The 26,015-nt window shown below is 71.1% G+C and carries 21 protein-coding genes; 17 read left to right on the top strand and 4 right to left on the bottom strand.

Going from position 1 to position 26,015, the window contains the following annotated elements:
* The first annotated feature begins 178 nt into the window (after nucleotides 1–178).
* The 9 genes from RGI145_RS01165 (at nucleotide 179) to RGI145_RS01205 (ending at nucleotide 14,366) form a co-directional block, all read left to right on the top strand.
* The gene (locus RGI145_RS01165) at nucleotides 179–3,640 is read left to right on the top strand and encodes a transglutaminase family protein (protein ID WP_075796891.1); all 3,462 of its coding nucleotides are present in this window, start codon (nucleotides 179–181) and stop codon (nucleotides 3,638–3,640) included.
* Between the two features lie 329 nt (nucleotides 3,641–3,969).
* Nucleotides 3,970–5,043 carry a YncE family protein gene (locus RGI145_RS01170; RefSeq protein ID WP_075796892.1) on the top strand — a complete coding sequence of 358 codons (1,074 nt, stop codon included), beginning with the start codon at nucleotides 3,970–3,972 and terminating at the stop codon, nucleotides 5,041–5,043.
* Nucleotides 5,044–5,059: 16 nt separating this feature from the next.
* Nucleotides 5,060–6,247, top strand: coding sequence for an isochorismate synthase (locus RGI145_RS01175; protein WP_156878395.1), 1,188 nt, complete (start codon nucleotides 5,060–5,062; stop codon nucleotides 6,245–6,247).
* Nucleotides 6,244–7,878 carry a (2,3-dihydroxybenzoyl)adenylate synthase gene (locus tag RGI145_RS01180; protein WP_075796893.1) on the top strand — a complete coding sequence of 545 codons (1,635 nt, stop codon included), beginning with the start codon at nucleotides 6,244–6,246 and terminating at the stop codon, nucleotides 7,876–7,878. Before RGI145_RS01175 ends, RGI145_RS01180 begins: the two co-directional genes overlap by 4 nt.
* The gene (locus RGI145_RS01185; protein ID WP_075796894.1) at nucleotides 7,878–8,522 is read left to right on the top strand and encodes an isochorismatase family protein; all 645 of its coding nucleotides are present in this window, start codon (nucleotides 7,878–7,880) and stop codon (nucleotides 8,520–8,522) included. The genes RGI145_RS01180 and RGI145_RS01185 overlap by 1 nt, the downstream gene beginning before the upstream one ends.
* Nucleotides 8,519–8,773, top strand: a complete 255-nt coding sequence (locus RGI145_RS01190; protein WP_027280801.1) for a phosphopantetheine-binding protein — start codon at nucleotides 8,519–8,521, stop codon at nucleotides 8,771–8,773. Before RGI145_RS01185 ends, RGI145_RS01190 begins: the two co-directional genes overlap by 4 nt.
* 1 nt (nucleotide 8,774) lies before the next feature.
* Complete coding sequence (locus RGI145_RS01195; RefSeq protein ID WP_075796895.1) at nucleotides 8,775–12,725, top strand: non-ribosomal peptide synthetase; 3,951 nt, start codon at nucleotides 8,775–8,777, stop codon at nucleotides 12,723–12,725.
* Complete coding sequence (locus RGI145_RS01200) at nucleotides 12,707–13,468, top strand: 2,3-dihydro-2,3-dihydroxybenzoate dehydrogenase (RefSeq protein WP_075796896.1); 762 nt, start codon at nucleotides 12,707–12,709, stop codon at nucleotides 13,466–13,468. The genes RGI145_RS01195 and RGI145_RS01200 overlap by 19 nt, the downstream gene beginning before the upstream one ends.
* Nucleotides 13,469–13,517: 49 nt before the next feature.
* Complete coding sequence (locus RGI145_RS01205) at nucleotides 13,518–14,366, top strand: alpha/beta hydrolase (RefSeq protein WP_075796897.1); 849 nt, start codon at nucleotides 13,518–13,520, stop codon at nucleotides 14,364–14,366.
* Between the two features lie 96 nt (nucleotides 14,367–14,462).
* Here the strand turns inward: RGI145_RS01205 and RGI145_RS01210 are convergent, their stop codons facing one another.
* Together RGI145_RS01210 and RGI145_RS01215 are read right to left on the bottom strand one after the other, a co-directional pair.
* Nucleotides 14,463–15,452, bottom strand: coding sequence for a Bug family tripartite tricarboxylate transporter substrate binding protein (locus tag RGI145_RS01210; RefSeq protein ID WP_075796898.1), 990 nt, complete (start codon nucleotides 15,450–15,452; stop codon nucleotides 14,463–14,465).
* 172 nt (nucleotides 15,453–15,624) lie between these two features.
* Nucleotides 15,625–16,449, bottom strand: coding sequence for an IclR family transcriptional regulator (locus RGI145_RS01215; RefSeq protein WP_237183159.1), 825 nt, complete (start codon nucleotides 16,447–16,449; stop codon nucleotides 15,625–15,627).
* 120 nt (nucleotides 16,450–16,569) lie between these two features.
* Between RGI145_RS01215 and RGI145_RS01220 the strand changes: the two genes are divergently transcribed.
* From RGI145_RS01220 to RGI145_RS01255, 8 genes are all read left to right on the top strand, one after another.
* Nucleotides 16,570–17,523 (top strand): cupin domain-containing protein, encoded by a 954-nt coding sequence (locus RGI145_RS01220; RefSeq protein ID WP_075796900.1) that lies wholly within the window; start codon nucleotides 16,570–16,572, stop codon nucleotides 17,521–17,523.
* Nucleotides 17,524–17,807: 284 nt separating this feature from the next.
* Nucleotides 17,808–18,725: an L-threonate dehydrogenase gene (gene ltnD / locus RGI145_RS01225; RefSeq protein ID WP_075796901.1), complete on the top strand. Its 918-nt coding sequence runs from the start codon at nucleotides 17,808–17,810 to the stop codon at nucleotides 18,723–18,725.
* A complete protein-coding gene (otnK, locus tag RGI145_RS01230; protein ID WP_269466555.1) occupies nucleotides 18,725–19,990 on the top strand; it encodes a 3-oxo-tetronate kinase in 1,266 nt (421 codons plus the stop codon). The genes ltnD and otnK overlap by 1 nt, the downstream gene beginning before the upstream one ends.
* Before the next feature lie 38 nt (nucleotides 19,991–20,028).
* Nucleotides 20,029–20,823: a 2-oxo-tetronate isomerase gene (gene otnI / locus RGI145_RS01235; protein ID WP_075796902.1), complete on the top strand. Its 795-nt coding sequence runs from the start codon at nucleotides 20,029–20,031 to the stop codon at nucleotides 20,821–20,823.
* A gap of 7 nt (nucleotides 20,824–20,830) precedes the next feature.
* Entirely contained in the window at nucleotides 20,831–21,607 is a 777-nt protein-coding gene (locus tag RGI145_RS01240) for a DeoR/GlpR family DNA-binding transcription regulator (RefSeq protein WP_075796903.1), read from the top strand.
* A 4-nt stretch (nucleotides 21,608–21,611) separates the two neighbouring features.
* Nucleotides 21,612–22,577, top strand: coding sequence for a D-erythronate dehydrogenase (gene denD / locus RGI145_RS01245; protein WP_083670256.1), 966 nt, complete (start codon nucleotides 21,612–21,614; stop codon nucleotides 22,575–22,577).
* A 31-nt stretch (nucleotides 22,578–22,608) separates the two neighbouring features.
* Nucleotides 22,609–23,241, top strand: a complete 633-nt coding sequence (otnC, locus tag RGI145_RS01250; RefSeq protein WP_075796904.1) for a 3-oxo-tetronate 4-phosphate decarboxylase — start codon at nucleotides 22,609–22,611, stop codon at nucleotides 23,239–23,241.
* A 56-nt stretch (nucleotides 23,242–23,297) separates the two neighbouring features.
* On the top strand, nucleotides 23,298–24,602 hold the full coding sequence (locus tag RGI145_RS01255; RefSeq protein ID WP_075796905.1) for an MFS transporter: 1,305 nt from the start codon (nucleotides 23,298–23,300) through the stop codon (nucleotides 24,600–24,602).
* Nucleotides 24,603–24,726: 124 nt separating this feature from the next.
* Here RGI145_RS01255 and RGI145_RS01260 read toward each other — a convergent pair whose 3' ends face one another.
* Nucleotides 24,727–25,089: a Smr/MutS family protein gene (locus tag RGI145_RS01260; RefSeq protein WP_237183160.1), complete on the bottom strand. Its 363-nt coding sequence runs from the start codon at nucleotides 25,087–25,089 to the stop codon at nucleotides 24,727–24,729.
* Between the two features lie 387 nt (nucleotides 25,090–25,476).
* Nucleotides 25,477–25,992, bottom strand: a complete 516-nt coding sequence (locus tag RGI145_RS01265) for a L,D-transpeptidase family protein (RefSeq protein WP_208863958.1) — start codon at nucleotides 25,990–25,992, stop codon at nucleotides 25,477–25,479.
* Between the last annotated feature and the right edge of the window lie 23 nt (nucleotides 25,993–26,015).

The following is a 26,015-nucleotide window of genomic DNA, read 5'->3' on the forward strand; positions in this document are numbered from 1 at the left end:
CCCGTGGCGGCCCGCCCGGACATGGCGCCCTCCTTCCCTGGGGGCGGCGTGGCGCCGGCGGCCGGGCGCCAACCTCCCGCCGAGGGGCCGGGGGCGCTTGCCGCGCCCGGGTCCGTTTCTTGCTGTGCGGTGGAAGTCTGCTACAGCCTCTTTCCGAGGCCGCACCGAGAGACCGTCCATGACGCTGCACGTCGCGCTGAACCACCGCACGTCCTACCGCTATGACAGGCCAGTCAACCTCGGCCCCCAGACCATCCGCCTGCGGCCGGCGCCGCATGCGCGGACCCCGATCGTCTCCTACAACCTGACGGTCGAGCCGAAGCCGCACTTCATCAACTGGATGCAGGACCCCTCGGGCAATTTCCAGGCGCGGGTGGTCTTTCCGGAACGGGTCACGCATTTCGACGTGACGGTGGACCTCGTCGCCGACATGGCGACCATCAACCCCTTCGACTTCTTCCTGGAGCCCCAGGCCGAGACCTGGCCGTTCTCCTACGATCCGGTGCTGGCGGAGGAGTTGGCGCCCTATCGCCGGATGGACGCGCCCGGGCCGCTGCTCCAGGCCCTGATCGACGGTGTGCCGAAGACCGAGCAGCGCACCGTGGACATGCTGGTGGGGCTGAACCAGAAGGTTCAGGGGCAGATCGCCTATATCGTGCGCATGGAGCCCGGTGTCTGGACACCGGAGGAGACGCTGGGCCATGCCAAAGGCTCCTGCCGCGACAGCACCTGGGTGCTGGTGCAGCTCCTGCGCAACCTGGGCTTCGCCGCCCGATTCGTGTCCGGCTACCTGATCCAGCTCACCGCCGATGTGAAGTCCATCACCGGCCCCACCGGGCCGGAGGCCGACTTCACCGACCTGCACGCCTGGTGCGAGGTCTATCTCCCCGGCGCCGGCTGGGTCGGGCTGGACGCCACCTCGGGCCTGATGGCGGGGGAGGGGCATATCCCGCTCGCCGCCACGCCGGAGCCTTCCTCCGCCGCGCCGATCAGCGGCCTGATCGAGAAGTGCGAGACGGTCTTCGACTTCTCCATGTCGGTGACCCGCGTGGCCGAGACGCCGCGCACCACCAAGCCCTACACCGAGGCGGAGTGGCAGGGCATCCTCCAGGCCGGGCGGGAGGTGGACCGGCAATTGGAGGCCGGCGGCGTGCGCCTGACCATGGGGGGCGAGCCGACCTTCATCGCCGCCGACGACATGGACGGCGCCGAGTGGAACACCGATGCCCTGGGCCCCACCAAGCGCGCCTATGCCGGGCGGCTGATGCGGCGTCTGGCGAAGCTCTGGTCGCCGGGCATGGTTCTCCAGCACACGGTGGGCAAGCACTATCCGGGCGAGCAGTTGCCGCGCTGGGCGCTGCACTGCCACTGGCGCAAGGATGGCGAGCCGGTCTGGGCCGATCCCTCCCTGCTGGCCTCGGACGACGACCGCGACAACGCCACCGCCGAGGACGCGAAGCGCTTCGGCCGCGCCCTGGCGGAGCGGCTGCAGGTGGACCCCTCGCTGGTCCAAGATGCCTATGAGGACATCCACTACTACCTATGGCGCGAGCACCGCCTGCCCGCCAATGTCATCGTCGAGGATGCCAAGCTCCAGGACCCGCTGGAGCGTGACCGCCTCGCCCGCGTCTATGGCCAGGGGCTGAATGCCGAGGCCGGCAGCGTGCTGCCGCTGCGCCGCATCGCCATGGACGGCGTGAAGCGCTGGCAGTCCGGGCGCTGGTTCATGCGGGGCGACCACATCTTCCTCGTGCCCGGCGACAGTTCCATCGGCTTCCGCCTGCCCCTGCAGAGCCTGCCCTGGGTCAGCGACGGCAAGCGCCCGCTGGAGGTGGAGCGCGATCCCTTCGCCCCGCTCGGCGCCCTGCCGCCGCATTCGCGCCATGCCGGCCAGCCGGTGCAGCATGTCGGCCGGGGCAACAATGGCGGCCCGGGCGCGGCGCCCTTCGGCCCGCTGGGCCAGCGTGTCGCTGGGGCCGACGGCGACGGGCTGGAAGGCCCCTATGCCAGCGATCCGGGCCCGCTGCCGCGCACCCGCGGCCTCGGCGGCCCCGGTATCGGCAACGGCACCGGCAACGGCTACACGCCCCCGGCGGCCGACTGGCGGCCGGAGGTCGGGCGCGAGGAACCGGATGTCGTCCGCACCGCCCTGACCATCGAGGCGCGGGGCGGCATCCTGCACGTCTTCTTCCCGCCGCTCACCGAGGCCGAGGACTGGCTCGACCTCTGCGCCGCCATCGAGGACACCGCCGCGGAGTTCAACCGCAAGGTCTTCCTGGAAGGCTACCCGCCGCCGCGCGACCCGCGCCTGCTCTCCTTCTCCGTCACGCCGGACCCGGGCGTGATCGAGGTGAACGTGCATCCCTCGGCGAGCTGGAACGAGCATATCGAGCGTTCGGAGCAGCTCTACGAGGAGGCGCGCCAGACCGGGCTGATCGCCGAGAAGTTCCTGCTCGACGGCCGCCATGTCGGCACCGGCGGCGGCAACCATGTGGTGATGGGGGCTGAACGCGCCGCCGACAGCCCCTTCCTGCGCCGGCCCGACCTGCTGAAGTCGATGCTGGGCTTCTGGCACAACCATCCCAGCCTCTCCTACCTGTTCAGCGGGCTCTTCATCGGCCCCTTCTCGCAGCATCCGCGTGTGGACGAGGCGCGCGAGGACAGCGTGAACGAGCTGGAGATCGCCTTCGGCGAGGTGTCGCGCGACCGCCCGACGCCGCCCTGGCTGACCGACCGGCTATTCCGCAACATCCTCGCGGACATGACGGGCAACACGCACCGCACCGAGTTCTGCATCGACAAGATGTATGCGCCGGAAAGCTCGTCCGGCCGCCTCGGGCTGGTCGAGTACCGTGCGCTGGAAATGCCGCCGCACCACCAGATGTCGGCGGCGCAGATCCTGCTGATGCGGGCCTGCCTCGCCGCCTTCTGGGAGCGTCCCTACGAGCGGCGCCTGATCCGCTGGGGCACCCGGCTGCATGACGACTTCATGCTGCCGCACTTCGTCGAGGAGAATTTCCGCGACGCGGTGGAGGAGCTGCGCGGTATGGGCGCGCCGATCGAGCTGGAGTGGTTCCGGCCGCATTTCGAGTTCCGCTTTCCGCAGATCGGCGAGGTCTCGGTGCGCGGCATGAACCTCGACCTGCGCTATGCGCTGGAGCCCTGGCACTCGCTGGGCGAGGAGCCCGGCATCGGCGGCACCGTGCGCTATGTGGACAGCTCGCCGGAGCGGGTGCAGGCGCGGATCAGCGGCTGGGTGGACGAGCGCTTCATCCTCGCCTGCAACGGGCGCGCCGTGCCGCTCACCGCCACGGAACGCCAGGGCGAGTATGTGGGCGGCGTGCGCTTCAAGGCCTGGAACCCGCCATCTTCGCTGCACCCGACGATCCGGGCACAGTCGCCGCTGGTCTTCGACATCTACGACCGCTGGACCGGCCGTTCGCTGGGCGGGCTGACGCACCATGTCTCCCACCCGGGCGGCCGCAACTACGACACGCGTCCGGTCAATGCCAACGAGGCCGAGGCGCGCCGCCGCACCCGCTTCTTCGCCTTCGGTCATACGCCGGGGCCTATGGCGGAGCCGGTGCTCTCGGTCGGGCTGGAGCATCCGCGCACGCTGGACCTGCGCCGGCCGGTCTGAGAGTCCCGATCCGGAGGGCGGCCTTCGGAGCCGCCCTCCTGCTGACCAACCCGTCTTGTCTGATGGGGCCGGGGACCGCCCCGGCCGCCCCGTCGGATAAAATCCCCGGGAAACGACCGGGCTTCCTCCACCGCATCGGTACGGTGGAGGAAGGGCTTTCCCGGCGGCCCCTTGTTAATGCGAGTTGTTCTCATTAAAACCCGCCCCCGATGTGGGTGGGCCCTCCTCCGGGGCATGACCGGCCGCGAGCGAACGTGGGTTTGGGTTCATCCGCGCGTACAAGGATCGGCCTTCCCGGTCATCCACAGGTTCAGCGGACGGAACAACGCATGATGACGCACCCGACGAAGCCTCAGCCCCATTCCGGGCTTTCGCGGCGTTCCCTGCTGGGCCTGATGGCCTCGGCCGCCGTGATCGGCCGCATCGCCCCGGCTTTCGCCGCGCCGGCGATCGGCGGCAACCGCCGCATCGCGCCGGGCCTCTACGAGATCGTGGTGAACCCGACCGCCAACCGCGTCTATGTCGCGTCGGCCGGCCAGCGCGGCGCCAACGATGCCAGCATCCTGGTGCTGGACCCCGTGACGCTGGAGGCCAGCTCCGCCATCGAGCTGCGCGACGAGCCGGCCTTCGGCCTGGCGCTGAACAACAAGACGCAGACCCTCTACACCACCAACACCCGCAGCGGCTCGGTTTCCGCCATCGACCTGCGCGACAACAGCGCGGTGAAGATCAGCGAGGGCGAGGGCGCGCATCTGCGCCAGGTGCTGGTGGATGAGGACAGCAACACCGTCTATGCCTCCGTCTTCGGCGCCAAGGAGAAGCCGAGCGCGGTCTGGATCATCGACGGCGCGGCGAAGAAGGTGGCCGGCACGGTCGGTGATCTGAAGGGCGGCGTCGCCGGCCTGGCACTGGACAAGGCGGGCAAGCGCCTCTTCGGCACGGCCATGGCGGATAACGAGATCGTCGAGATCGACCTCGCCAGCCGCGCGGTGAAGCGCCGCTTCCCCTCGGGCGGCGAGCGGCCGATCAACCTGGCCTTCGACGCCGCCAATGGCCGCCTGCTGGTCGCCAACCAGGGCAGCGGCGACATGACCGTGCTGAACGCCGCGGACGGCAAGCTGCTGAACACCGTCAAGACCGGCGAGGGCGCGCTCGGCATCACCCTCTCGCCCGGCAACGGCCTCGTCTATGTCGCCAACCGCGGCGCCGGCACGGTCAGCGTGATCGACGGCAAGAGCCTGTCGGTGCTGGCCAACCTCGCCACCGGCACGCATCCCAACACGGTCGCCGTCGATCCGCGCACCAACTTCGCCTATGTCACCAACAAGGCGAAGATGTCGCCGCGCGGCCAGCCGCCGGTCGAGGATCCGAACGGCGACACCGTCACCATCATCAAGCCCTGAGCGGAGGGCGTGGTCCGTGGGTGACGGGTCGATTCCGGCGGAGGGCGTGGCTTCGCCCGCCGCCTCCGCCGGGCAGGCGATGGGCTTCGCCTTCCTTTCCGGGCGCCGTCGCCTGCGGGGGGAAGGCATGGCCGGCCTGTTGCCGCGCGGGCCGGTGGCCACGCTGGGCGAGCGGGTGCGCGAATTCTTCCGTGCTCACCCGCAGGCCGGGCTTCTGGCCGGCGCGCTGCCCTTCGACCGTGACGCCCCGGACCACCTGACCGCGCCGGAGCGGGTGACGGAGCCCGCCGGCTCGGGTGCCTCCGGTCCAACGGCCTCGGCCGCGTCGCCGGCCCCGCGCTGGTCCCTGCGCCCGGAGCCGGCGGCGGCCGTCTATGCCGCGTCCGTCGCCCGCGCCCTGGAGGCCATGGCAGCGGAACCCGGACTGGCCAAGCTGGTCCTGTCGCGCTGCCTTGTGGCCACGGCGGAGCGGGCGATCGATCCGGAGGCGCTGCTGCGCCGGCTGGACACGGACCCGGCCATCACTGCCTTCCTGGTCCCTCTGCCGCCCGCCGGGGATGGCGCCGGGCGCCTTCTCGCCGGGGCGACGCCGGAGCTCCTGGTGTCCCGCCAGGGCCGCGCGGTGCTGTCGCACCCCCTGGCCGGCTCCGCGCGGCGCGAGGCCGATCCCGCCGCCGACCGCGCCGCCGCCGAGGCACTCGGCCGCTCGGGCAAGGACCGGCGGGAGCATGCGCTGGTGGCGGAGTTCATCCTCGACATGCTGGCCCCCCATTGCCGGAAGCTCGGGGCGCCGGAGGGCACCACCATCACCTCCACCCGCAGCATGTGGCATCTCGGCACCCGCATCGAGGGCGAACTGAAGGACCCCGGCACCTCCGCCGCCGACCTCGCCGCCTTGCTGCACCCCACCCCGGCCGTTTGCGGCGTGCCGCGCGACCGGGCGGCGGAGCGCATCCATGCGCTGGAAGGCTACGAGCGGGATTTCTATGCCGGGGCGGTGGGCTGGTGCGATCGCGCGGGTGACGGGTCCTGGCATGTCTCCATCCGCTGTGCCGAGATCACCGGCAACCGGGCGCGCCTCTATGCCGGGGCCGGCATCGTGCCGGGCTCCGATCCGGAGGCCGAGGCGCGCGAGACCGCGGCCAAGTTCCGCGCCATGTTGAATGCCCTGGGCGTGCCGCCGGGGCAGGAGTTCGACCGATGATCCCGTTGCGCCAGGAATGGCCGGAGGAATTCGCCCGGCGCTACCGCGAGGCGGGCTACTGGCGCGGCGAGACCTTTCCGGGCTTCCTGCGCCAGCGCGCGGCGGAGCGCCCGGATGCGGTGGCCATCGTGGATGGCGAGCGGCACTGGACCTATCGCCATCTCCAGGAGCGTGCGGAGCGCCACGCGGCGGGCTTCCTGAAGCTGGGCCTGCGGCCGGGCGACCGGGTGGTGGTGCAGATGGGCAATGTCGCCGAGTTCTTCTCGGCGGTCTTCGGCCTGTTCCGCGCCGGTATGATCCCGGTCTATGCCCTGCCGGCACACCGCATCACCGAGATCGCGCATTTCGCCCGGCGGGCCGAGGCGCGCGGCTATGTCACCATGGAGCGTGCGGACGGCTTCGATTACCGGTCCCTGGCGCGGGCACTGCGCGCGGAGGTTCCGGCGGTCGAGCATGTGGTCATCGCCGGGGCGGCGGAGGAATTCACCGCGCTGGAGGACTGCGTGGCGGAGCCCGGGGAACTGGATGGCGGCCTTCCGGCCGATCCCGACCCGTCCTCGGTCGCCTTCCTGCAGATCTCCGGCGGCAGCACCGGCCTGTCGAAGCTGATCCCGCGCACGCATGACGACTACATCTACAGCTTCCGGGCCAGCAACGAAATCTGCGGCGTCACGCCGGACAGCGTCCTCCTTGTCGCGCTGCCGGCGGCGCACAACTTCCCGATGAGCTCGCCCGGCCATATGGGCGCCCTCTATGCCGGGGCGCGGGTGGTGCTGAGCCCCAATCCCAGCCCCGAGACCGCCTTCCCCCTCATCGCGCGGGAGCATGTGACCATCACCGGCCTCGTGCCGCCGCTCGCCCTGCTCTGGATGCAGGCGGCGCCGAACACGCGGCACGACCTCGGCAGTCTCAAGGTGCTACTGGTCGGCGGTGCGAAGTTCACGCGCGAGGGGGCGAAGCGCGTCCGCCCCACGCTCGGCTGCACCTTGCAGCAGGTCTTCGGCATGGCCGAGGGGCTGGTGAACTACACCCGCCTCGACGACCCGGAGGAGATCATCACCGGTACCCAGGGCCGCCCGATCAGCCCGGATGACGAGGTGCTGATCGTGGACGACCATGGCGAGCCGGTGCCGGAGGGCGAGCCGGGCCATCTGCTGACGCGCGGCCCCTACACGATCCGCGCCTATCACAACGACGACGCGGCGAATGCGCGCTCCTTCACCGCGGACGGCTACTATCGCACCGGCGACATCGTGCGCCGCCTGCCGGGCGGCTATCTGGAGGTGCAGGGCAGGGCGGGCGACCACATCAACCGCGCGGGCGAGAAGATCTCGGCCGAGGAGGTGGAGGACCATCTCCTGGCGCATCCGAACGTCTTCGACGTCGCCATCGTCTCCGTGCCCGACCCCTATCTCGGCGAGCGCATCTGCGCCTTCGTCATCCCGCAAGACGAGAAGCCCAAGGCGGCGGCGCTGAAGGCCTGGATGCGCCAACGCGGCATCGCCGACTTCAAGGTGCCGGACCAGATCGTCTTCGTGGAACGCTTCGCCACCACCGCGGCGCTGAAGATCAGCCGCAAGGAACTCCGCGCCCGGCTGCGCGCGCAGTTCCTGGAACAGCAGGAATCGTGATGTCGAGTACCAAGGGCCTGCCGCGCATCCCCGCCTATCCGCTGCCGCGCGCGGAGGAGCTGCCCGCCGCGCGTGCCCCCTGGCGGCTGGAACGCGACCGCGCCGCCCTGCTGGTGCATGACATGCAGCGCTATTTCGTCGGCGCCTTCACGCCCGACGAGCCGCCGATCGAGCCGGTTCTGGCCAATATCCACGCCCTGGCCGCCAAGGCACGCGCCGCCGGCATCCCCGTCTTCTACACGGCGCAGGAAGGAGACCAGGACCGGCGCGATCGCGGTCTTCAGGCGGATCTCTGGGGCAAGGGCATGAGCTGGTCGCAGGACCACCAGCCGATCCTGGACGACCTGGCGCCGCAGCCGCACGACTTCGTGCTGGTGAAGCACCGCTACAGCGCCTTCCAGCGCAGCAACCTGGAAACGCTGATGCGGGCCCGGGGCCGCGACCAGATCATCGTCTGCGGCATCTATGCGCATATCGGCTGCCTGCTCACGGCGGCGGAGGCCTTCATGCGCGACATCGAGCCCTTCTACGCGGCCGATGCGGTAGCGGACTTCTCGCGCGAGAAGCACGACATGGCGCTGCGCTACGTCGCCGATGTCTGCGGCGTGCCGATGACCACCAAGCAGATCCTGGAGGTCCTATGAATCACGCCCCGCTGACCAGGGAGGGCATGCGCGCCGACATCGCGCGCCTGCTGCACGAAGACCCGTCGGAGATCGGCGACGACGACAGCCTGATCGATCTCGGCCTCGATTCCATGCGCGCCATGAACCTCCTCCTGCTCTGGAGCGAGCGCGGCCTCGTGCTGGATTTCGGCGAGTTCGCCGAGGAACTCACGCTGAACGCCTGGTGGGCGATCGTGGAGCGCCGCCAGAAGGCGCAGGCCAGGGGCTGAGATGGGCACCGCCCCCCAGCAGCCCCTGTCCCGGCCCCTGGCCTGGCTGGGGCTGACCGAGGCCCAGGCCGGCCTCTGGTACGCGCAGCGGCTGGACCCGGAAAACCCGGTCTTCAACACGGGCCAGTTCATCGCCCTGCATGGACGGCTCGACCTCGACGCCTTCCGCGCCGCGCTGTCCCAGGCCGTGGCGGAGGCCGAGGCGCTGTGCCTGCGCTTCGAGGAACGCGACGGGCAGCCGGCCCAGGCGGTGGACCCCTCCCTGCGGCCGGAGGTCCAGGTGATCGACCTCGCCGGCGACCCGGAGGGCGAGGCCAAGGCCCGTGCCGCCATGCGGCGCGACATGGACACGCCGCGCGGGCTGAAGGGCGAGCCACTGGCGGCGGAACGGATCTACCGCCTCGGGCCGGAGCGGCATCTCTGGTACCAGCGCGTGCACCACCTCGCGGTGGATGCCTTCGGTACGGAGCTGATCACCCGGCGCACCGCCGCCCTCTATGCCGAGCGCCTCGGCGGCCCGGAGGCCGGCGCGCCGCCGCCGGGCCTGGAAGCCGCGCTGGGCGAGGATGCGGTGTACCGCGCCACGCCGAAGCGCGAGGCCGATGCCGCCTATTGGCGCGAGGCGATGGCGGGGCTGGGCGAGGTGGCCAGCCTCGTTCCCGCCGCCGCCTCGTCCGGACATCGCGCCATCCGCCTCGCCCGCTCGGTGGAGGGCGGGGTGGCGGAGCGGCTGCGTGCGCGGGCGGAGGCCACCGCGCTGCCCTGGCCGGACATCCTGTCCGCCCTGATCGGCGCCTATGTCCGCCGCCATGCGGGGGCCCCCATGGGGAGCGAGGAGGCGGCGATCGGCCTGGGCTTCATGAGCCGCCTCGGCAGCCCGGCGGCGCGCCTGCCCTGCATGCTGATGAATGTCCTCCCGGTCCGCCTGCCGGTGCCGGAGGAGGTGCCGATCGACGAGTTCCTGCTCGCCGCCGCCAGGCGGTTCGCCAAGGCGCGGCGGCATGGCCGCTACCGTGGCGAACAGATCCGCCGCGACCTGCACCGCGTCGGGGGCAGCCGGCTCTACGGCGCGCTGGTGAACATCCTTCCCTTCGAGGAGACGCCGGATTTCCCGGGCCTCGCCACGGAGATCGAGATCCTCGGCACCGGGCCGGTGGACGACATCACCATCACCCTGCGCGGCGATGCGCGCGCCAGCCGGCTGCGGCTGGAGTTGGAAGCCAACCCCGCCCTCTATGACGCGGCGGCGCTGACGGCGCATGCGGAGCGGCTGGTGCATTTCCTGGGCGCGGCCCTGGATGCGGAAAAGCTGGCCGAGGTGCCGACCGCCACGCCGGCCGAGGCAGGCTGGGCGCTCCGCACGCTCAACGCCACCGCCCATCCCGTGCCCGATACGACCCTGGCCGCGCTGATCGAGCGGCAGATGGCCGCGACGCCCGATGCCGTCGCGCTGGAGGGGGAGGGCGAGCGCCTCACCTATGCCGGGCTGGAGCGCCGCAGCCGCGCCCTGGCCCTGGAACTGCGCGCACGGGGCGCCGGGCCGGGGCGCATCGTCGCCGTGGCGCTGGAACGGTCCCTGGCGCTGGAGGTGGCGCTGGTGGCGATCCTCCGCGCCGGGGCGGCCTATCTGCCGCTGGATCTCTCGCACCCCCCGGCCCGCATCGCCCGCATCCTGGCCTCCGCGCAGCCGCTCCTCGCCCTCGCGCCCGCCGGGGCGCTGGAGGGCCTGCCCTGCCTGCCGCCGGAATCCTGGGCCCCGGACAGCGAGGCACCCCTGCCGCCCGGCCCGGAGCCGGACGACCTCGCCTACCTGCTCTACACCTCCGGCTCCACCGGCGAGCCCAAGGGCGTGATGGTCGAGCACCGGGCCATCGTGAACCGGCTGGAATGGATGCGGCAGCACTACGGCTTCGGCCCGGGCGACCGCATCCTGCAGAAGACGCCGATGACGTTCGACGTCTCGGTCTGGGAGTTCTTCCTGCCACCGCTCAGCGGCGCCACGCTGGTCATGGCCCCGCCCGGCGCGCACAAGGACCCGGCGGCGCTGGCGGCGCTGATCCGGGACGCAGGGATCACTACGGCGCATTTCGTGCCCTCGATGCTCGCCGCCTTCCTGGCCGAGCCGACGGCGCGCGGCCTGTCCCTCGCCCGCGTCTTCTGCTCCGGCGAGGCATTGCCGCCCGAGTTGCGCGACCGCTTCCACGCCACGCTGCGCTCGGAGCTGCACAACCTCTACGGCCCGACCGAGGCGGCGGTGGATGTTTCCCACTGGCCCGCCGGGCCGGAGGACCACTCCCGCCCCGTGCCGATCGGCTGGCCCGTCTGGAACACGCGGCTCTATGTGCTGGACGAGGCGCTGCGCCCGCTCCCGCCCGGTGTGGCCGGACAGCTCTTCATCGCCGGGCGGCAACTCGCGCGCGGCTATCTCGGCCGCGACGACCTGACCGAAGCCGCCTTCATCCCCGACCCGTTCCATCCGGGCGAGCGGATGTACCGCACCGGCGACCTCGCCAGCCTGCGGCCGGATGGCGCCATCCTCTTCCACGGCCGCGCCGACGACCAGGTGAAGCTGCGGGGGCTCCGCATCGAGCTGGGCGAGATCGAGGCGGCCCTGGCCACCGCGCCGGGCGTGGCGCAGGGGCGCGTCGTGGCGCGGGAGGACCGGCCGGGCGACCAGCGCCTCGTCGCCTATCTGGTCCCTGGCGAGGGCTACGCGGCGGAGGCGGTGCGGGCCCATGTGGCGGCGCGCGTGCCGGACTACATGCTGCCCTCCGCCTTCGTGGCGCTGAAATCCCTGCCGGTGAACAGCAGCGGCAAGCTGGACCGCCGCGCCCTGCCGGCCCCGGATTACAGCGCCGGGGCTGATGCGGCCTCGGGGCGCGAACCCGCCACGGAGACGGAGCGCCGCCTCGCCGCCCTCTTCGCAGAGGCGTTGGGCTTGGTACGGGTCGGGGCGGAGGACGACTTCTTCGCCCTGGGCGGCCATTCCCTGCTGGCGGTGGAGCTGACGCTCCGCATCCGCGAGGAATGGGGCTGGGACCCCGGGCTCGGCGCGATCTTCGAGCATCCGGACGTGGCCGGACTGGCCCGGCTGATCGACGCGGGCGCCCAGGTCGCCGATACCGGGCTGGGGCCGCTGATCCGCCTTTCCGACGGGGATCCCTCCCTGCCGCCGCTCTTCGTGGTGCATCCGGCGGGCGGCATCGCGTGGTGCTACGGCACGCTGGCCCGCACCCTCGCGCCGCGCCGCGTGGTCTATGGCATCCAGGCCCCGGCGCTGGAGGCGTCGCAGCCCCTGCCCGAAAGCCTGGAGGCGCTGGCGGCGGACTACGCGGCGCGAATCCTGGCGATCCATCCGGACGGCGTGGTGCATCTCCTCGGCTGGTCTGTGGGCGGCATCATCGCCCAGGCCATGGCGGTGCGCCTGCGGGCACTGGGCCATCCGGTGGGGCTGGTGGCGCTGCTCGATGCCTATCCGGCGGATGTCTGGCGCGACCAGCCCGATCCCGGGCCGGAGGGCGGGCTGCGCGCCCTGCTGGCCATCGCCGGGCACGATCCGGAGCGCCTGCCGCCGGACCTCGTGCTGACGCGGGAAGCGGTGACGGCGTTCCTGCGCCAGGGCGGCAGCCCGCTGGGCCGCCTGCCGGAGGCGGCGCTGGACGGCGTGGTGCGCGTGGTGCAGTCGAACAATCGCCTGGTGCGCGGCCATGTCCACGGGCGCTTCGACGGACGGCTGACCCATGTCCGGGCGGCGCGGGACCATCAGGCGCGGCCGGAGATCCGGCCCGAACTGTGGCGCCCCTACGCAGCGCGGCTGGAGGTGCTGGACATGCCGGCGCTACACCAGGAGCTGGTAGGCGAGCGCATCGTGGCGCGGATCGCCCCGCTCCTGGCCGAGCGGATGGCCCGTTTCGAGACGGAAGGAGGAAGCGGATGCGCGGCAGCGGAATAGCGGGGCGCATCGCCCTGGTCAGCGGCGCGGGCGGCGGCATCGGCGCCGCCGTGGTGCGGGCCCTGCGGGAGGAAGGCGCGCGCGTCGTTGCCACCGACCTGGACCCCGCCGCCATCGCCCCCGGCGAGGGCATCCGGGCCGAGGCCCTGGACGTCACCGACAGCGCCGCGGTGGAGGCGCTGGTGGAGCGGGTGGAGCGCGAATGGGGGCCGGTCGATCTCGGTGCCAGCGTCGCGGGCGTGCTCTCCACCACCCTGGTCACCGAGACCACGGATGCCGAATGGCGCCGCGTCTTCGCGGTGAATGCCGAGGGCGTGTTTCACGTGTCCCGCGCCCTGGCGCGGCGGATGCAGCCCCGTGGGCGCGGCAGCCTCGTCACCGTCAGCTCCAATGCCGCCGGCATCCCGCGCCATGCCATGGCGGCCTATGCGGCCTCCAAGGCGGCAGCCACCATGTTCACCCGCTGCCTGGGGCTGGAACTGGCGCCGCACGGCATCCGCTGCAACATCGTGGCGCCGGGCTCGACGCTCACGCCGATGCAGACGGGGATGTGGTCGGACGCGGATGGCGCGGCGCGGGTGATCGCGGGCGTGCCGGAAGCCTTCAAGACCGGCATCCCCCTCGGCAAGCTGGCCACGCCGGAGGATATCGCGGAGGCGGTGGTCTTCCTGCTCTCCGACCGCGCCGGGCATATCACCATGACCGACCTCTACGTGGATGGCGGCGCGACGATGCGGGCGTAAAAACCCTCCGCCGCACCGGGATGCGGGGAATGAGGAGTTCTCGACGAGCATGGCCGAGGTCAGCCTGCCCGGGACCACAGCGCTGTCGCTGGACGGTCCCTCGGGTGCCTATCGCATCTTCCTGTCCGTCCCGGCGGCGCCCCCGCCGCCGGAAGGCTTTCCACTCCTGGTCCTGCTGGATGCCAATCTCTGCTTCGGCACCGTCTCGGACCTGCTGCGGCAGGGTGGCTTCCGCCCTGGCGTGTCGCGCCTCTGCCCGGCCATCGTCGCGGGCATCGCCTATCCCACCGACCAGCCGCTGGACCGGGTGCGGCGCAGCCTGGACTATACGCCCGGCCCCTCGGTGGAAGGCCCCGGGCGCGGCGCACCGACCGGCGGGCGGGACGCCTTCCTGGCCTTCCTGCTGGAGCGGGTGAAGCCGCTGGTCGCCGCGCGCCATCCGCTGGACCCGGCGCGGCAGGCGATCATCGGCCATTCCCTGGCGGGCTTCTTCGCGCTGGACGTGCTGGCGCAGGACCCGGCCAGCTTCTCCGGCTATCTCGCGATCAGCCCCTCGGTCTGGTGGGACAGGGCGCGGCTCATGGCCGGCCTGGAATCCCGGAAGGGCGACGGCCTGGCGCCCCGGGCCTGGATCGGCGTCGGGGAATGGGAGGAGGCGCTGGCCCCCTGGGAAAGCGCCCTGCCGGACCATGAGGCCACCGCCCGCCGCCGCGCCTCCCGCGCGATGGTGGGGAATGCGCGGGACATGGCGGAAACCATGGCCCGGCGCTTCGGCCCGGCCGCGCGGGTGGAGTTCGAGTGCCTGCCGCGCGAGACGCATATCTCCGCCGTCCCGGTGGCGCTGAGCCATGGGCTGCGCTTCCTGCTGGGGCCGGAAGGCTTCGGCGGACCGGACTGAGGGTAGCCGTTCCCGCACCGGTGGCTGCCCCCGGGGAGTGCAGGGCCTTTCCCCCCCGGGGACGGCGCAACGTCGGACGGTGAGGCGCAACCGGCCTCAGAGCTGCGGCTCGATCTTCCGCTCGCGGATCACCTTGGCCCAGACAGCGGTTTCCGTGCGGATGCGGGTGGCGAAATCCGCCATGGATTCATCGGAAAGGCTGAGGCCCTGGGCGGCGAGCGCGGTGCTCGTCCGCGGCTCGTGCAGGATGCGCGCGACCGTGCCGTGGATCTCCTCCGCCAGGGCGGCCGGCACGGCGCGCGGGGCCAGAAGCCCGTACCAGGAGGTGATGTCGAAGCCCTCCACGCCCAACTCGCCCAGCGTCGGGATATCCGGCATCACCGGGGTGCGCTGCGCCGTGGTGAGGGCCAGGGCACGGAGCTGGCCGTCGCGCACCGCCTCCAGCACCGCCGGCAGGTTGGTGAAGAGAAGCTGCACCTGCCCCGACATCACATCCGTCGCCGCCTGGCTGGAGCCCTTGTAGGGCACGTGCAGCATGGGAATGCCGGTCCTCTGCGCCAGCAACTCGCCCGCCAGGTGAAGCTGGCTGCCGAAGCCCGGGCTGGCATAGGTCACGCCATCCTTCTGCGTCTTCGCATAGGTGAGCAGATCCTGGAGGTTGCGCACCGGCAGGCGCGGGTCGCAGACGATGACGTTCGGCGCCGTGGCCAGCAGGTTCAGCGGCAGGAAATCCCGCTCCACGTCGAAGGGCAGGTCGCGCATCAGCGTGGGGTTGATGGTCAGGTTGCCCGCCGGCACCAGCAGCAGCGTGTGCCCGTCGGGCGCCGCGCGGCGCACCGCGTCGATGCCGATATTGCCCTGCGCGCCCACGCGGTTGTCCACCACCGTGTTCTGGCCGCTGCCCGCCTGCAGCCCCTGCGCCACGACGCGCGCCAGCACGTCCACCGGGCCGCCGGGGGTGAAGGGCGCGACGATGGTGACCTGGCGCGTGGGCCAGGAGGCGGCGCGGGCCGGGCGCAGCCCCGTGGCAGCGAGGGCGGCGGTGGCGCCGAGCAATGCGCGGCGGCCTGGGACGCGGTGGAACATGGGAGACTCCCGTGCAGGATCGTTGTTGGGACGTGTGACCGGCGTTCCGGCCCGCTTGCCGCGGGGTTCCTTCTGGCCGGACCGGAAGCGGGGGTTAACGGCCCCGCCCCCGGCTTTCCGGGCCCTGGCCGACGAGCCCCGGCCGGGGCTCGTCGGGGATGGCGCGGCGGCGTCAGCCACCCGCCTTGCGGGGCCGGGGCGCGGCGTCCGTTGGCGCATGGCCCAGGGCCCGGGAAATGGCGGCGGCGCTGGCCGCGACCTCCTGCGCCAGGGGGCCGCGCAGCTCCGCCTCCGTCACCAGCAGCGCGACGGTGGAGATGTTGATCGCCGCCACCACGCGGCCCGAGACGTCGCGGACCGGCGCCGCGATGCTCGTCACCCCGGCCTCGTAGCCCGCGACATTGGTGACGGTGCCGGAGGCGCGGTCGAGCCGTGCCTGCTTCAGCAGCGCGGGTGGGGTGGTCGGCGTGCGGCCGCTATAGGATTCCAGCCTGGCGTCGCGGTACAGCGCCTCGATCGCCGCATCCTCCAGCCCCGCCAGCAGCACCCGCCCCATGCCGGTGGCATGCGCCGGCAGGCGCGAGCCGACCTGCACCACCGAGGACACGGCGCGCCGCGTCGGCATCCGCATCAGATAGACGACGTCGCGCCCCTCCAGCACGCCCAGATGGGCGGACCACTGCGTGCGGTCGCGCAGCGCCTCCAGATGCGGCGCGGCGACCTCCAGCAGATCGCGCGAGGCGATGTAGCCATAGCCCAGCCGCAGCACGGCCGGCCCCAGCGCGTAGGTGCGCGTCTGCGGGTCGTGCACCAGGAAGCCAAGCTGGTCGAGCGTATAGACCAGCCGGTAGGCGGCGGAGCGGGTGATGCCCAGCGCCGCGCCGATCTCCACCAGCGTCATGCGGCGCCGTTCGGGCGTGAAGGCCTGCAGCGCCTGCAGCCCGCGCACCAGGCCGGGCACGAGATAGCGGTCATCCGCCTCTCCGCCCGCCGCCACCGGGGGCGCCTCCGCACAGGAAATTTGTTTACCCATAAAACAATGTATAGCAGGCAAACAGAATCCTGACTACACCGGTTTCCGGACGGCACGGCCGCACCCGCAAGGAAGGAGTTCCGGATGAACGTCATCGCCCCGCCCGCCGCGGTCTCGCTGGAAGCGGACCTGCAGCGCCATATCGGCCGCCACGCGCAGAAGGCCTTCGACTGGGACGCCTTCCCCTCCAACCGCGGCTTCCCGGAACTCTCCCGCGCGCAGATGCGCTATATCGGCGCCGGCGGCTCGCCCAAGGTCGGCGACACCTCCACCATGAAGGCCGACAACTTCACGCTGAGCCTGATCCACAAGGAGCCGGGCAAGTACGCGGCCTGCCACGCGCATGAGATCGAGGAGAGCTTCCTCATCATCGACGGCGTGCTGACCGTGGGCTGGGAGCAGGACGGGCAGGTGGTCGAGGTCAAGCTCGGCCCGAAGGACATGATCCTGAACGCCCGCGACGTGCCGCATGGCTTCCGCAACGAGGGCGTGAAGCCCGTGCTGATGAGCATCAGCGTGGATGTCGGCAAGCCGCAGCCGCCGCGCTATGTCTATCATCCCAAGGACACCGACGCCGCGCTCGCCCGCGCTTTCGGCGCCAAGCCGGGCCAGACGGAGATGCTGTCCACCGAGGGCACGCACCCGCTGCAGCAGCTCATGGCGCACCATGTCATCCGCTTCACCCAGCAGCCGGTGATCGCGGAGAAGGCCGGCTTCTTCCGCAAGATCTATGTCGGCGAGGGCGGCGTGCAGTCCACCACCGCGCGCAAGGAGATGCTGGGCATCCCCCGTGGCGTCGGCGTGAAGCCCTATGTGCGCGATGTCGAGGACGCCTATCTCGTGCTCGAAGGCTGCGTCACCGTTGGCTGGGTCGGCGATGACGGCAAGGTCGTGGAATCGAAGCTCGGCCCGCTCGACGTGGTGAAGACCCCCGCCGGCCGGCCGCACTACTTCCGCAACGACGACTTCAGCGACGCCACCGTCTTCCTGGTGGTGGGCGATTCCGGCAAGGAAACCATCGCCTACGAAGCCGCCTGAGCCACGCGGCACCGTTTCCGCCGGGAGGAGGCCACGGGCTTCCTCCCGGTTTTCGTTTGTGGGCCCCACGGGTGGCTGGTGCCGCCGGGGGAGCAAGAATGGCCCGGAGGAACCGCCCCGGCACTCGCGCCACAGGCGGTGGCATGCCCACTGCCCATCAGGGCGTGAAAAATCTAGCCTTCGAATGTGAAATTTTGTGCTTTTCTCGCTTAACAGCGTTGGAAACGGGTCTATAACCGCCACCACGCGCAAGCGAGCGAACAGAAATTCACATCGGAGGACCGATGAGCAGCGACAACCGGTATCGGGTCTGTGTGGTCGGCCTCGGCTCCATGGGCATGGGCGCGGCGCGCTCCTGCCTCGCCGCAGGGCTGGCGACCTATGGCGCGGATCTGAACCCGGCGGCCTGCCAGGCGCTGACCGAGGCCGGTGCCGTGGCGGCGGGGCCGGATGCCGCCGCCTTCGCCGGGGAGCTGGATGCCGTGCTGCTGCTGGTGGTGAACGCCGCGCAGTGCCGCGCCGTGCTGCTGGGCGAGAACGGGCTGGCGCGGAAGCTGCGCCCCGGCACCGGCGTCATGGTCTCCGCCACCATCTCCGCCGCCGATTCCCGTGCCCTGGCCACGGAGCTGGAGGCGATGGGCCTGCTGATGCTGGACGCGCCGGTCTCCGGCGGCGCCGCCAAGGCCGCGGCGGGGCAGATGACGGTGATGGCCTCCGGGCCGAAGCAGGCCTTCGACCGGCTGCGCCCCGTGCTCGATGCGGTGGCGGGCAAGGTCTATGAGATCGGCGACGAGATCGGCCTGGGCGCCACGGTGAAGATCATCCACCAGCTCCTCGCCGGCGTGCATATCGCGGCGGGGGCCGAGGCGATGGCGCTGGCGGCCAAGGCGGGCATCCCCCTCGGCACGATGTACGAGGTGGTGACCAACGCCGCCGGCAACAGCTGGATGTTCGAGAACCGGATGAAGCATGTGGTCGATGGCGACTACACGCCGCATTCCGCCGTGGACATCTTCGTGAAGGACCTGCGGCTGGTGACGGAAACGGCGCTGTCGCTGGGCTTCCCGCTGCCGCTGGCCAGCACCGCCTACACAATGTTCGCCAATGCCAGCAACGCGGGCCATGGCCGCGAGGACGACGCGGCGGTGATCAAGACCTTCGCCGGCATCGAGCTGCCGGGCGTGGCGGGGAAGACCAAGTGATGCGCTCCATGCGTCTGGGCGTGATCGCCGACGACTTCACCGGCGCGACCGACATCGCCGGCTTCCTGGTGGCCAACGGGCTCCGCACCGTGCAGCTCAACGGCGTGCCGCCGGAGGATCTTGCGGTCGAGGCCGATGCCGTGGTCATCAGCCTGAAGACCCGCTCCTGCCCGGTGGAGGAGGCGGTGTCGCAGAGCCTCGCCTCGCTGAAGTGGTTGCAGGCGCGCGGCTGCCCGCAGTTCTTCTTCAAGTACTGCTCCACCTTCGATAGCACGCCCAAGGGCAATATCGGCCCGGTGACGGATGCGCTGCTCGATGCGCTGGGGGAGGATTTCACGGTGATCTGCCCGGTCCTGCCGGTGAACGGGCGCACCATCTACAACGGCTATCTCTTCGTGAACGGCGTGCCGCTGGAGGAATCCGGCATGCGGCACCATCCGGTCACGCCGATGACCGACAGCAACCTGATGCGGCTGATGGACGCGCAGTCGCGCGGCAAGACCGGCAACGTGCCCAGTTCCGTCATGGACCAGGGGGCCGATGCCGTGCGCGCGGCGCTGGCCGCGCTGCGGGCCAAGGGCTTCCGCTACGCCGTGCTGGACGCGCTGAGCGACGCGCATCTGGTGGTGATGGGCCAGGCCGTGGCGGAGATGAAGCTGGTCACCGGCGGCTCCGGCCTCGCCGACGGCATGGCGCGGGCCTGGAAGACGGAAGGCGACGCCGCCAGCGCCGCCGCCGAGGGCCGCCCAGCCAGGGGCCGCGCCATCGTGCTCTCCGGCTCCTGCTCGCAGATGACCAATGCCCAGGTGGCCGCCTATCGCGCCGCCGCGCCGTCGCTCTTCGTCGAGGTGGAGCGCAGCCTGGGCGATGCCGCGGCCTATGCGCAGGAGCTGGCGGACTGGGTGCTGGCGCAGCCGGGGGGCGAGTGGGCCCCGCTGGTCTATGCCACCACCGAGCCGGCGCGGCTGAAGGAGATCCAGGCCCGCTTCGGCGCCGCCGAGGCGAGCGAGGCGGTGGAGCGCGTCTTCGGCGCCCTGGCGCAGAAGCTGGAGGCGGCGGGCTTCGACCAGTTCATCGTCGCGGGCGGCGAGACCTCGGGCATCGTCACCCAGTCGCTGGGCATCGGCGGCTTCCATATCGGCCCGCAGATCGCGCCGGGCGTGCCCTGGGTGAAGGCGGTGGAGAAGCCGCTGTCCCTGGCGCTGAAGTCGGGGAATTTCGGAGGCGAGCGCTTCTTCTTCGAAGCACAGGACCTGGCGGCCTGAGGGCCAGGGCGAGGAGCCAGGGTAAGGAGACGGACGACATGCCGCGTTTTGCTGCCAATCTCTCGATGATGTTCACCGAGCTTCCCTTCCTCGACCGCTTCGCCGCGGCTGCCGAGGCGGGATTCCAGGCGGTGGAGTTCCTCTTCCCCTACGAGCACCCGCCGGAGGTTGTGGCGGAGAAGCTGAAGGCCGCCGGGCTGACCCAGGCGCTGTTCAACATGCCGCCGGGCGACTGGGCGAATGGCGAGCGCGGCATGGCCGCCATCCCGGGGCGCGAGCAGGAATTCCGCGACAGCGTCGCCATCGCGCTGCGCTATGCCAAGGCGCTGGGCTGCCGGACGCTGCACGGCATGTCCGGCATCACCGCAGGCATGGACCGTATGGCCTGCGAGAATGCCTTCGTCGAGAACTTCCGCTACGCCGCCGACATGCTGGCGCCGGAAGGGATCACCCTGCTGGTCGAGCCGATCAACAGCCGCAACATGCCCGGCTACTTCATCGCGCATCAGCTGGAGGCGGTGGCGCTGGTGGAGCGCGTCGGGCGGCCGAACGTCTCCGTGCAGTTCGACCTGTACCATGCGCAGATCATGGACGGCGACCTGACGAAGCTGATCGAGAAGATGGACGGCAAGTTCGCCCATGTGCAGATCGCCTCGGTGCCCGAGCGGCACGAGCCGGACGAGGGCGAGCTGAACTACCCGCACCTCTTCGCCGTGCTGGACCGCGTCGGCTACCAGGGCTGGGTGGGCTGCGAGTACAACCCGCGCGGCGAGACCACCGCCGGGCTGGGCTGGTTCGCCCCCTACAAGACGCCCGCCTCCGGGGCGCGCTGAGGCCGGCATGATCCCCGCCGAGCGTCAGAAGCTGATCCTCGCCCGCCTCGCCGAGCGTGGCGTGCTGAGCATCAGCGAGCTGACCGAGCTGCTGGACGTCTCGCACATGACCGTGCGGCGCGACATCCAGCAGCTGGAGCGGGAAGGCCAGGTGATGTCGGTGGCGGGCGGTATCCGCCTGCCGGAACGCATCTCCTTCGAGCCGTCGCATGTCAGCAAGGCGGTGATGGCCCATGCCGCCAAGGTGGCCATCGGCCGCATGGCGCTGGACTTCGTCCCGCGCGGCGGCATCCTCTACCTCGATGCCGGTACCACGACGCTGGAGATCGCCCGCGGCCTCGCCGGGCGCAGCGACATCGCCGTGGTGACCAACGACTTCGTCATCGCCGCCTTCCTGATGCGGGAGGCGGATTGCCGCCTCTACCACACCGGCGGGCAGGTGGAGCGCGAGAACCAGTCCTGTGTCGGCGACCCCGCCGCGGAGGCGATCCGCCGCTTCAACTTCGACCTCGCCTTCATCTCGACCTCCTCCTTCGGCCTGCGCGGCGTTTCCACGCCGTCGGAGAACAAGGTGGCGGTCAAGCGGGCGGTGGCGCAGAGCGCCTCCCGCAGCATCCTGGTGACGGACAGCAGCAAGTACGGGCGCATCGGCACCTTCAACGCCCTGCCCCTTGAGGCGCTGTCCGCCATCGTCACCGATTCCAACCTGCCCGAGGATGTGCGCGACGCGATCATCCGCCGGGGCCTCGCCCTGCACATCGCCGTGCCGGGGACGGAGGGATAGGAGCATGTCCATGCAGATCATCGTCACCGGCGGCGCCGGCTTCCTCGGCAGCCGCGTGATCCGCGCCCTCCTGGCCGGCGCCGGGAAGAAGGAAGGCCTGCCCGGTTTCGACCGCATCGTCTCGGTCGATCTCGCCCCCTGCCCGGTGGACGATGCGCGCGTCTCCTCCGTCACCGGCGACATCGCCGACCCGGGTTTCGTGCGCGGGCTGGTCACGGCGGAGACGGTCGGCATCTACCACCTCGCGGCGGTGCTGAGCGGCCAGTCGGAGCAGGATTTCGACCTCAGCATGCGGGTGAACGTGGATGGCACCCGCGCCCTGCTGGAGGCCGCCCGCGCCACCGGCCAGACGCCGCGCTTCGTCTTCGCCAGCTCGCTCGCCGTCTTCGGCGGGGAGATGCCGGCGGTGGTGCCGGAGGTCATGGCGACCATGCCCGCCTCCTCCTACGGCGCGCAGAAGGCGATCGGCGAGATCCTGGTCAACGACTATTCCCGCAAGGGCTTCGTCGATGGCCGCGTCTGCCGCCTGCCGACCATCGTGGTGCGGCCGGGCAAGCCGAACTCCGCCGCCTCCTCCTTCGCCAGCGGCATCATCCGCGAGCCCCTGGCCGGCATCGCCTCCAACTGCCCGGTGCCTCTGGAGACGAAGATGTGGCTTTCCTCCCCGGATGTGGTGGTGAGCAACCTCGTCCATGCCCTGGCCGTGCCGGGCGAGCGCATCGGCGGCTGGCGGGTGCTGAACCTGCCCGGCATCTGCGTCACCGTCGGCCAGATGCTGGAAAGCCTGGAGCGCGTCGGCGGCCCCGCCCCGCGCGCCCTGGTGACCGAGGAGCCGGAGCAGCGCGTGATCGACATCGTGTGCTCCTGGCCCGGCGATTTCGAGGTGAGCCGCCCGCTCGCCCTCGGCTTCACCCGCGACGGCGATTTCGACGCCGTGGTGCAACAATACAAGGACGAATTCGTCCGCTGACCTCCGACCTCTGCTGCAGGGACATGCGAACATGACCGAGTCCGAACTGCGTGAACTTCTCGTCGAACTCGGCGCGAGTCTCTTCGCACGCGGCTATTCCGTCGGCAGCGCCGGCAACATCAGCGTGCGCCTGCCCGACGGCTACCTGATGACGCCGACCAACTCCTGCCTCGGCCGGCTGAAGGCGGATCGCATCAGCAAGCTCGACCCGGACTGGAAGCATGTGGGCGGCGACAAGCCTTCCAAGGAGGTCTTCATGCACCGCGCCGTGCTGACCGCGCGGCCGGAAGCGGGGGCGGTGGTGCATCTGCACTCCACCTACGCCACCGCCATCGGCTGCCTGGCCGGGCCGGAGGATACGGCGCCAATCCCGCCGCTGACGCCCTATTTCGTCATGCGCGTGGGCCGGACGCTGCCGGTGATCCGCTACTACCGCCCCGGCGACGCGGCGATGGAGCGCGACATCCACGAAGCCGCCCGCGAGGCCCGCGCGGTGCTGCTCGCCAATCACGGGCCGGTGGTGTCCGGCAAGACGCTGACCGACGCGGTCTATGCCGCCGAGGAGCTGGAGGAATCGGCCAAGCTCGCCCTGCTGCTGCAGGGCCGCGAAGCCAGGGAACTGACCGTGGAGCAGGTCGAGGACCTTCTCCGCACCTTCAACTGACAACCCCATCCGCCGCGTTCCGGCAGTGCCGGCGCGGCCGATCTGGAGAAAGACCAATGAGCGCACATGCCGGCGCCGCGAGCCTTGCTCCGGCGGCGACGGAGGACGGCCTGTACCGCAAGGTCGCCTTCCGCATCATGCCTCTGCTGATGCTCTGCTACGTCGTGGCCTATCTGGACCGCGTCAATGTCGGCTTCGCCAAGCTGCAGATGTCGCAGGAGCTGGGCTTCAGCGAAACCGTCTTCGGCCTGGGCGCCGGCATCTTCTTCCTCGGCTACTTCTTCTTCGAGGTGCCGAGCAACATCATCCTGCACCGGGTGGGCGCGCGCATCTGGATGGCGCGCATCATGATCACCTGGGGCATCCTCTCTGCGCTCTTCATGTTCGTGGAGAATGCCTGGCAGTTCTACGTGCTGCGCTTCCTGCTCGGCGTGGCGGAGGCCGGCTTCTATCCGGGCGTCATCCTCTACCTCACCTACTGGTTCCCCTCGAACCGGCGCGGCAAGATGTTCGCCATCTTCCAGGCGGGCAGTCCGGCCGCCGGCATCTTCGGCAATCCGCTTTCCGGCTGGATCATGCAGAGCTTCGACGGCATCAAGGGCTGGAGCGGCTGGCAGTGGATGTTCCTGATCGAGGCCGTGCCGGCCGTCGTGCTGGGCCTCGTCCTGATCGCCTATCTGGACAACGGCGTGAAGAGCGCGAAGTGGCTGGCCGAGGACGAGAAGGACACCCTCGCCCGCAACATCGCCGCCGACAGCAGCGGCAAGGACGAGCACCAGTCGGTCTTCGTCGTGCTGCGCGACCCGCGCGTCTGGGTGATGTGCCTGATCTATTTCAGCTTCGTCATGGGCCAGTACGGGCTGACCTTCTGGATGCCGACCCTGGTGAAGGCCTCCGGCGTCTCGGGCGACTTCAACATCGGCCTGCTCAGCGCCATCCCCTTCATCTGCGCCATCATCGCCATGGTGGTCTTCAGCCGCAGCGCCGATGCGCGACGTGAGCGCCGCTGGCACCTGGTGATCCCGGCCCTGCTGGGCGCCGTGGGCTTCGTCGTCGCGGCGACGGCGTCCAGCACCGCCATCGCGATCATCTTCCTCTCGATGGCCGCGGCGGGCGTGCTGGCCTGCGCGCCGCTCTTCTGGTCGCTGCCCACCGCCTTCCTGTCCGGCGCGGCGGCTGCCTCGGGCATCGCCTTCATCAACTCGGTGGCCAATCTGGCGGGCTTCGCCAGCCCCTACCTGATCGGCACGCTGCGTGACATGACCCAGTCCTCGGCCATGGGCATGTACGTGCTGGCGGGCTTCCTGGTGCTCGGCGCGGCCATCGTGCTGATGGTCCCGGCCAAGCTGGTGAACCGCTGACGGGACAAATCCCCCGTCACGCCGGAAAACGGACGCCCGCCGCAGCGATGCGGCGGGCGTTTTTCGTGGGGGACACGGTTTCCTTCCGGGAGTTCCAGACACCGCCAGCGCCAGCCACGACGCGCTATCGGGACAACTTCACCCGTTCCCGCCGCCGCAGCAGCAGGTGCACCGCCCCGGTATTTGCGGCATGGGCATGGGCGATGCCGAGCAGCACTGGCCGCAGCGGCGGCAGGTTCAGCCAGTGCGGCAGCTCCCGCCGCAGCACACCGCCTTCGCCGGAGCCCTTGCCGGTGACGATGGCGACGCAGCGCAGGTCGTCGGCATGGGCCGTCAGGATGAAGGAGAGCACGGCGGCATGGGCGTCCTGCACCCGGCGCCCATGCAGGTCCAGCACCCGCTCGGGCCGGATGCGGCCTTTCCGCAGCTCCTTCCAGCGCTTCGTGTCCAGCCCCGGACCGGGCTGGCCGACCTGCAACTCCGGCATGACCGGACGCGCCGGCTTCGCGGCCCGGGCCGGGGAGGGCGGCGGCAGGGCAGGGGGCTCCTCGGCCGGGATAGGGGCGGGGCGGGTTCGGCCGGCGGCGCATGGCCGGGCAGCGCCGCGACATGATGCATCGCGACCCAGGCCCGCCACAGCCGGCGGTCGGACTCGCTCAGCCCACGGGGGCGTCGGGCCATGGGCGTTTGCCAGCCAGGAGAGCCAAGGGGTCGAAAAGCCATGCTGTTGAAGGGGCGGGGCCCGTGGCGGGCGCCGGACCCCTGAATGGCCCCGAAACCGGCCCGGTGCAAACGCCCGTTCCGGGGGCGTGCCATGCCACCCGGAAACCGGCCGGCGGAGGCTGCAGCGAAGAGGAGTGGGGCGGGACCGGGCTCAGCCGGGGCGGACCTCGATCCCGGTCAGCCCCTTCGACAGCACGAAGAGCAGGTCCGGCAGGGGCAGGGCGACGCAGCCCTCGGTGGGCGCCAGGCCCGGCCGGGCGACATGCAGGAAGATCGCGCTGCCGCGTCCCCGCACCACCGGGGCATCGTTCCAGCCCAACACGCCGACTACGTCGTACAGCCCGTCCCGCCGCCACAGCTCCTCGTGCCGGGCCGGATGCGGCAGGGTGACGGCGCGGTTGTAGTCCGGGTGCCCCGGATCGTCGCACCAGCCATCTTGCGGCGCGATCGGTTCCACCGGCACGGCGCAAGCCGGGGGGGGCAGCCGGTCGGCGCGGTACAGGACGCGGCGCAGCGGCAGGAGACCGGTCGGCGTGGCGCCGTCGCCCTCCGCCTTGTCGGCACGGATGCCGCCTTTGCCCAGGGCGCAGGACCAGCGGTCGCGGCCGAGGATCAGGTGGCCGGTGGTTCGATCACTGTTCTGGCCATCCGGCAGGACGAGGCCCATCACGTCAGGGGCATTCCTCAGAT

The sequence above is a fragment of the Roseomonas gilardii genome (assembly GCF_001941945.1).
GTDB lineage: Bacteria > Pseudomonadota > Alphaproteobacteria > Acetobacterales > Acetobacteraceae > Roseomonas.

Bases quoted from the DNA above. Each gene is read 5' to 3' on its own strand.
- otnC (WP_075796904.1), top strand. From the start codon at position 22,609: ATGACCGAGTCCGAACTGCGTGAACTTCTCGTCGAACTCGGCGCGAGT.
- RGI145_RS01180 (WP_075796893.1), top strand. From the start codon at position 6,244: ATGATCCCGTTGCGCCAGGAATGGCCGGAGGAATTCGCCCGGCGCTAC.
- RGI145_RS01265 (WP_208863958.1), bottom strand. From the start codon at position 25,992: ATGGGCCTCGTCCTGCCGGATGGCCAGAACAGTGATCGAACCACCGGC.
- RGI145_RS01260 (WP_237183160.1), bottom strand. From the start codon at position 25,089: ATGCCGGAGTTGCAGGTCGGCCAGCCCGGTCCGGGGCTGGACACGAAG.
- RGI145_RS01170 (WP_075796892.1), top strand. From the start codon at position 3,970: ATGATGACGCACCCGACGAAGCCTCAGCCCCATTCCGGGCTTTCGCGG.
- RGI145_RS01165 (WP_075796891.1), top strand. From the start codon at position 179: ATGACGCTGCACGTCGCGCTGAACCACCGCACGTCCTACCGCTATGAC.
- RGI145_RS01205 (WP_075796897.1), top strand. From the start codon at position 13,518: ATGGCCGAGGTCAGCCTGCCCGGGACCACAGCGCTGTCGCTGGACGGT.
- RGI145_RS01185 (WP_075796894.1), top strand. From the start codon at position 7,878: ATGTCGAGTACCAAGGGCCTGCCGCGCATCCCCGCCTATCCGCTGCCG.
- RGI145_RS01240 (WP_075796903.1), top strand. From the start codon at position 20,831: ATGATCCCCGCCGAGCGTCAGAAGCTGATCCTCGCCCGCCTCGCCGAG.
- RGI145_RS01200 (WP_075796896.1), top strand. From the start codon at position 12,707: ATGCGCGGCAGCGGAATAGCGGGGCGCATCGCCCTGGTCAGCGGCGCG.
- ltnD (WP_075796901.1), top strand. From the start codon at position 17,808: ATGAGCAGCGACAACCGGTATCGGGTCTGTGTGGTCGGCCTCGGCTCC.
- RGI145_RS01255 (WP_075796905.1), top strand. From the start codon at position 23,298: ATGAGCGCACATGCCGGCGCCGCGAGCCTTGCTCCGGCGGCGACGGAG.
- RGI145_RS01190 (WP_027280801.1), top strand. From the start codon at position 8,519: ATGAATCACGCCCCGCTGACCAGGGAGGGCATGCGCGCCGACATCGCG.
- otnK (WP_269466555.1), top strand. From the start codon at position 18,725: ATGCGCTCCATGCGTCTGGGCGTGATCGCCGACGACTTCACCGGCGCG.
- RGI145_RS01210 (WP_075796898.1), bottom strand. From the start codon at position 15,452: ATGTTCCACCGCGTCCCAGGCCGCCGCGCATTGCTCGGCGCCACCGCC.
- denD (WP_083670256.1), top strand. From the start codon at position 21,612: ATGTCCATGCAGATCATCGTCACCGGCGGCGCCGGCTTCCTCGGCAGC.
- RGI145_RS01195 (WP_075796895.1), top strand. From the start codon at position 8,775: ATGGGCACCGCCCCCCAGCAGCCCCTGTCCCGGCCCCTGGCCTGGCTG.
- RGI145_RS01220 (WP_075796900.1), top strand. From the start codon at position 16,570: ATGAACGTCATCGCCCCGCCCGCCGCGGTCTCGCTGGAAGCGGACCTG.
- otnI (WP_075796902.1), top strand. From the start codon at position 20,029: ATGCCGCGTTTTGCTGCCAATCTCTCGATGATGTTCACCGAGCTTCCC.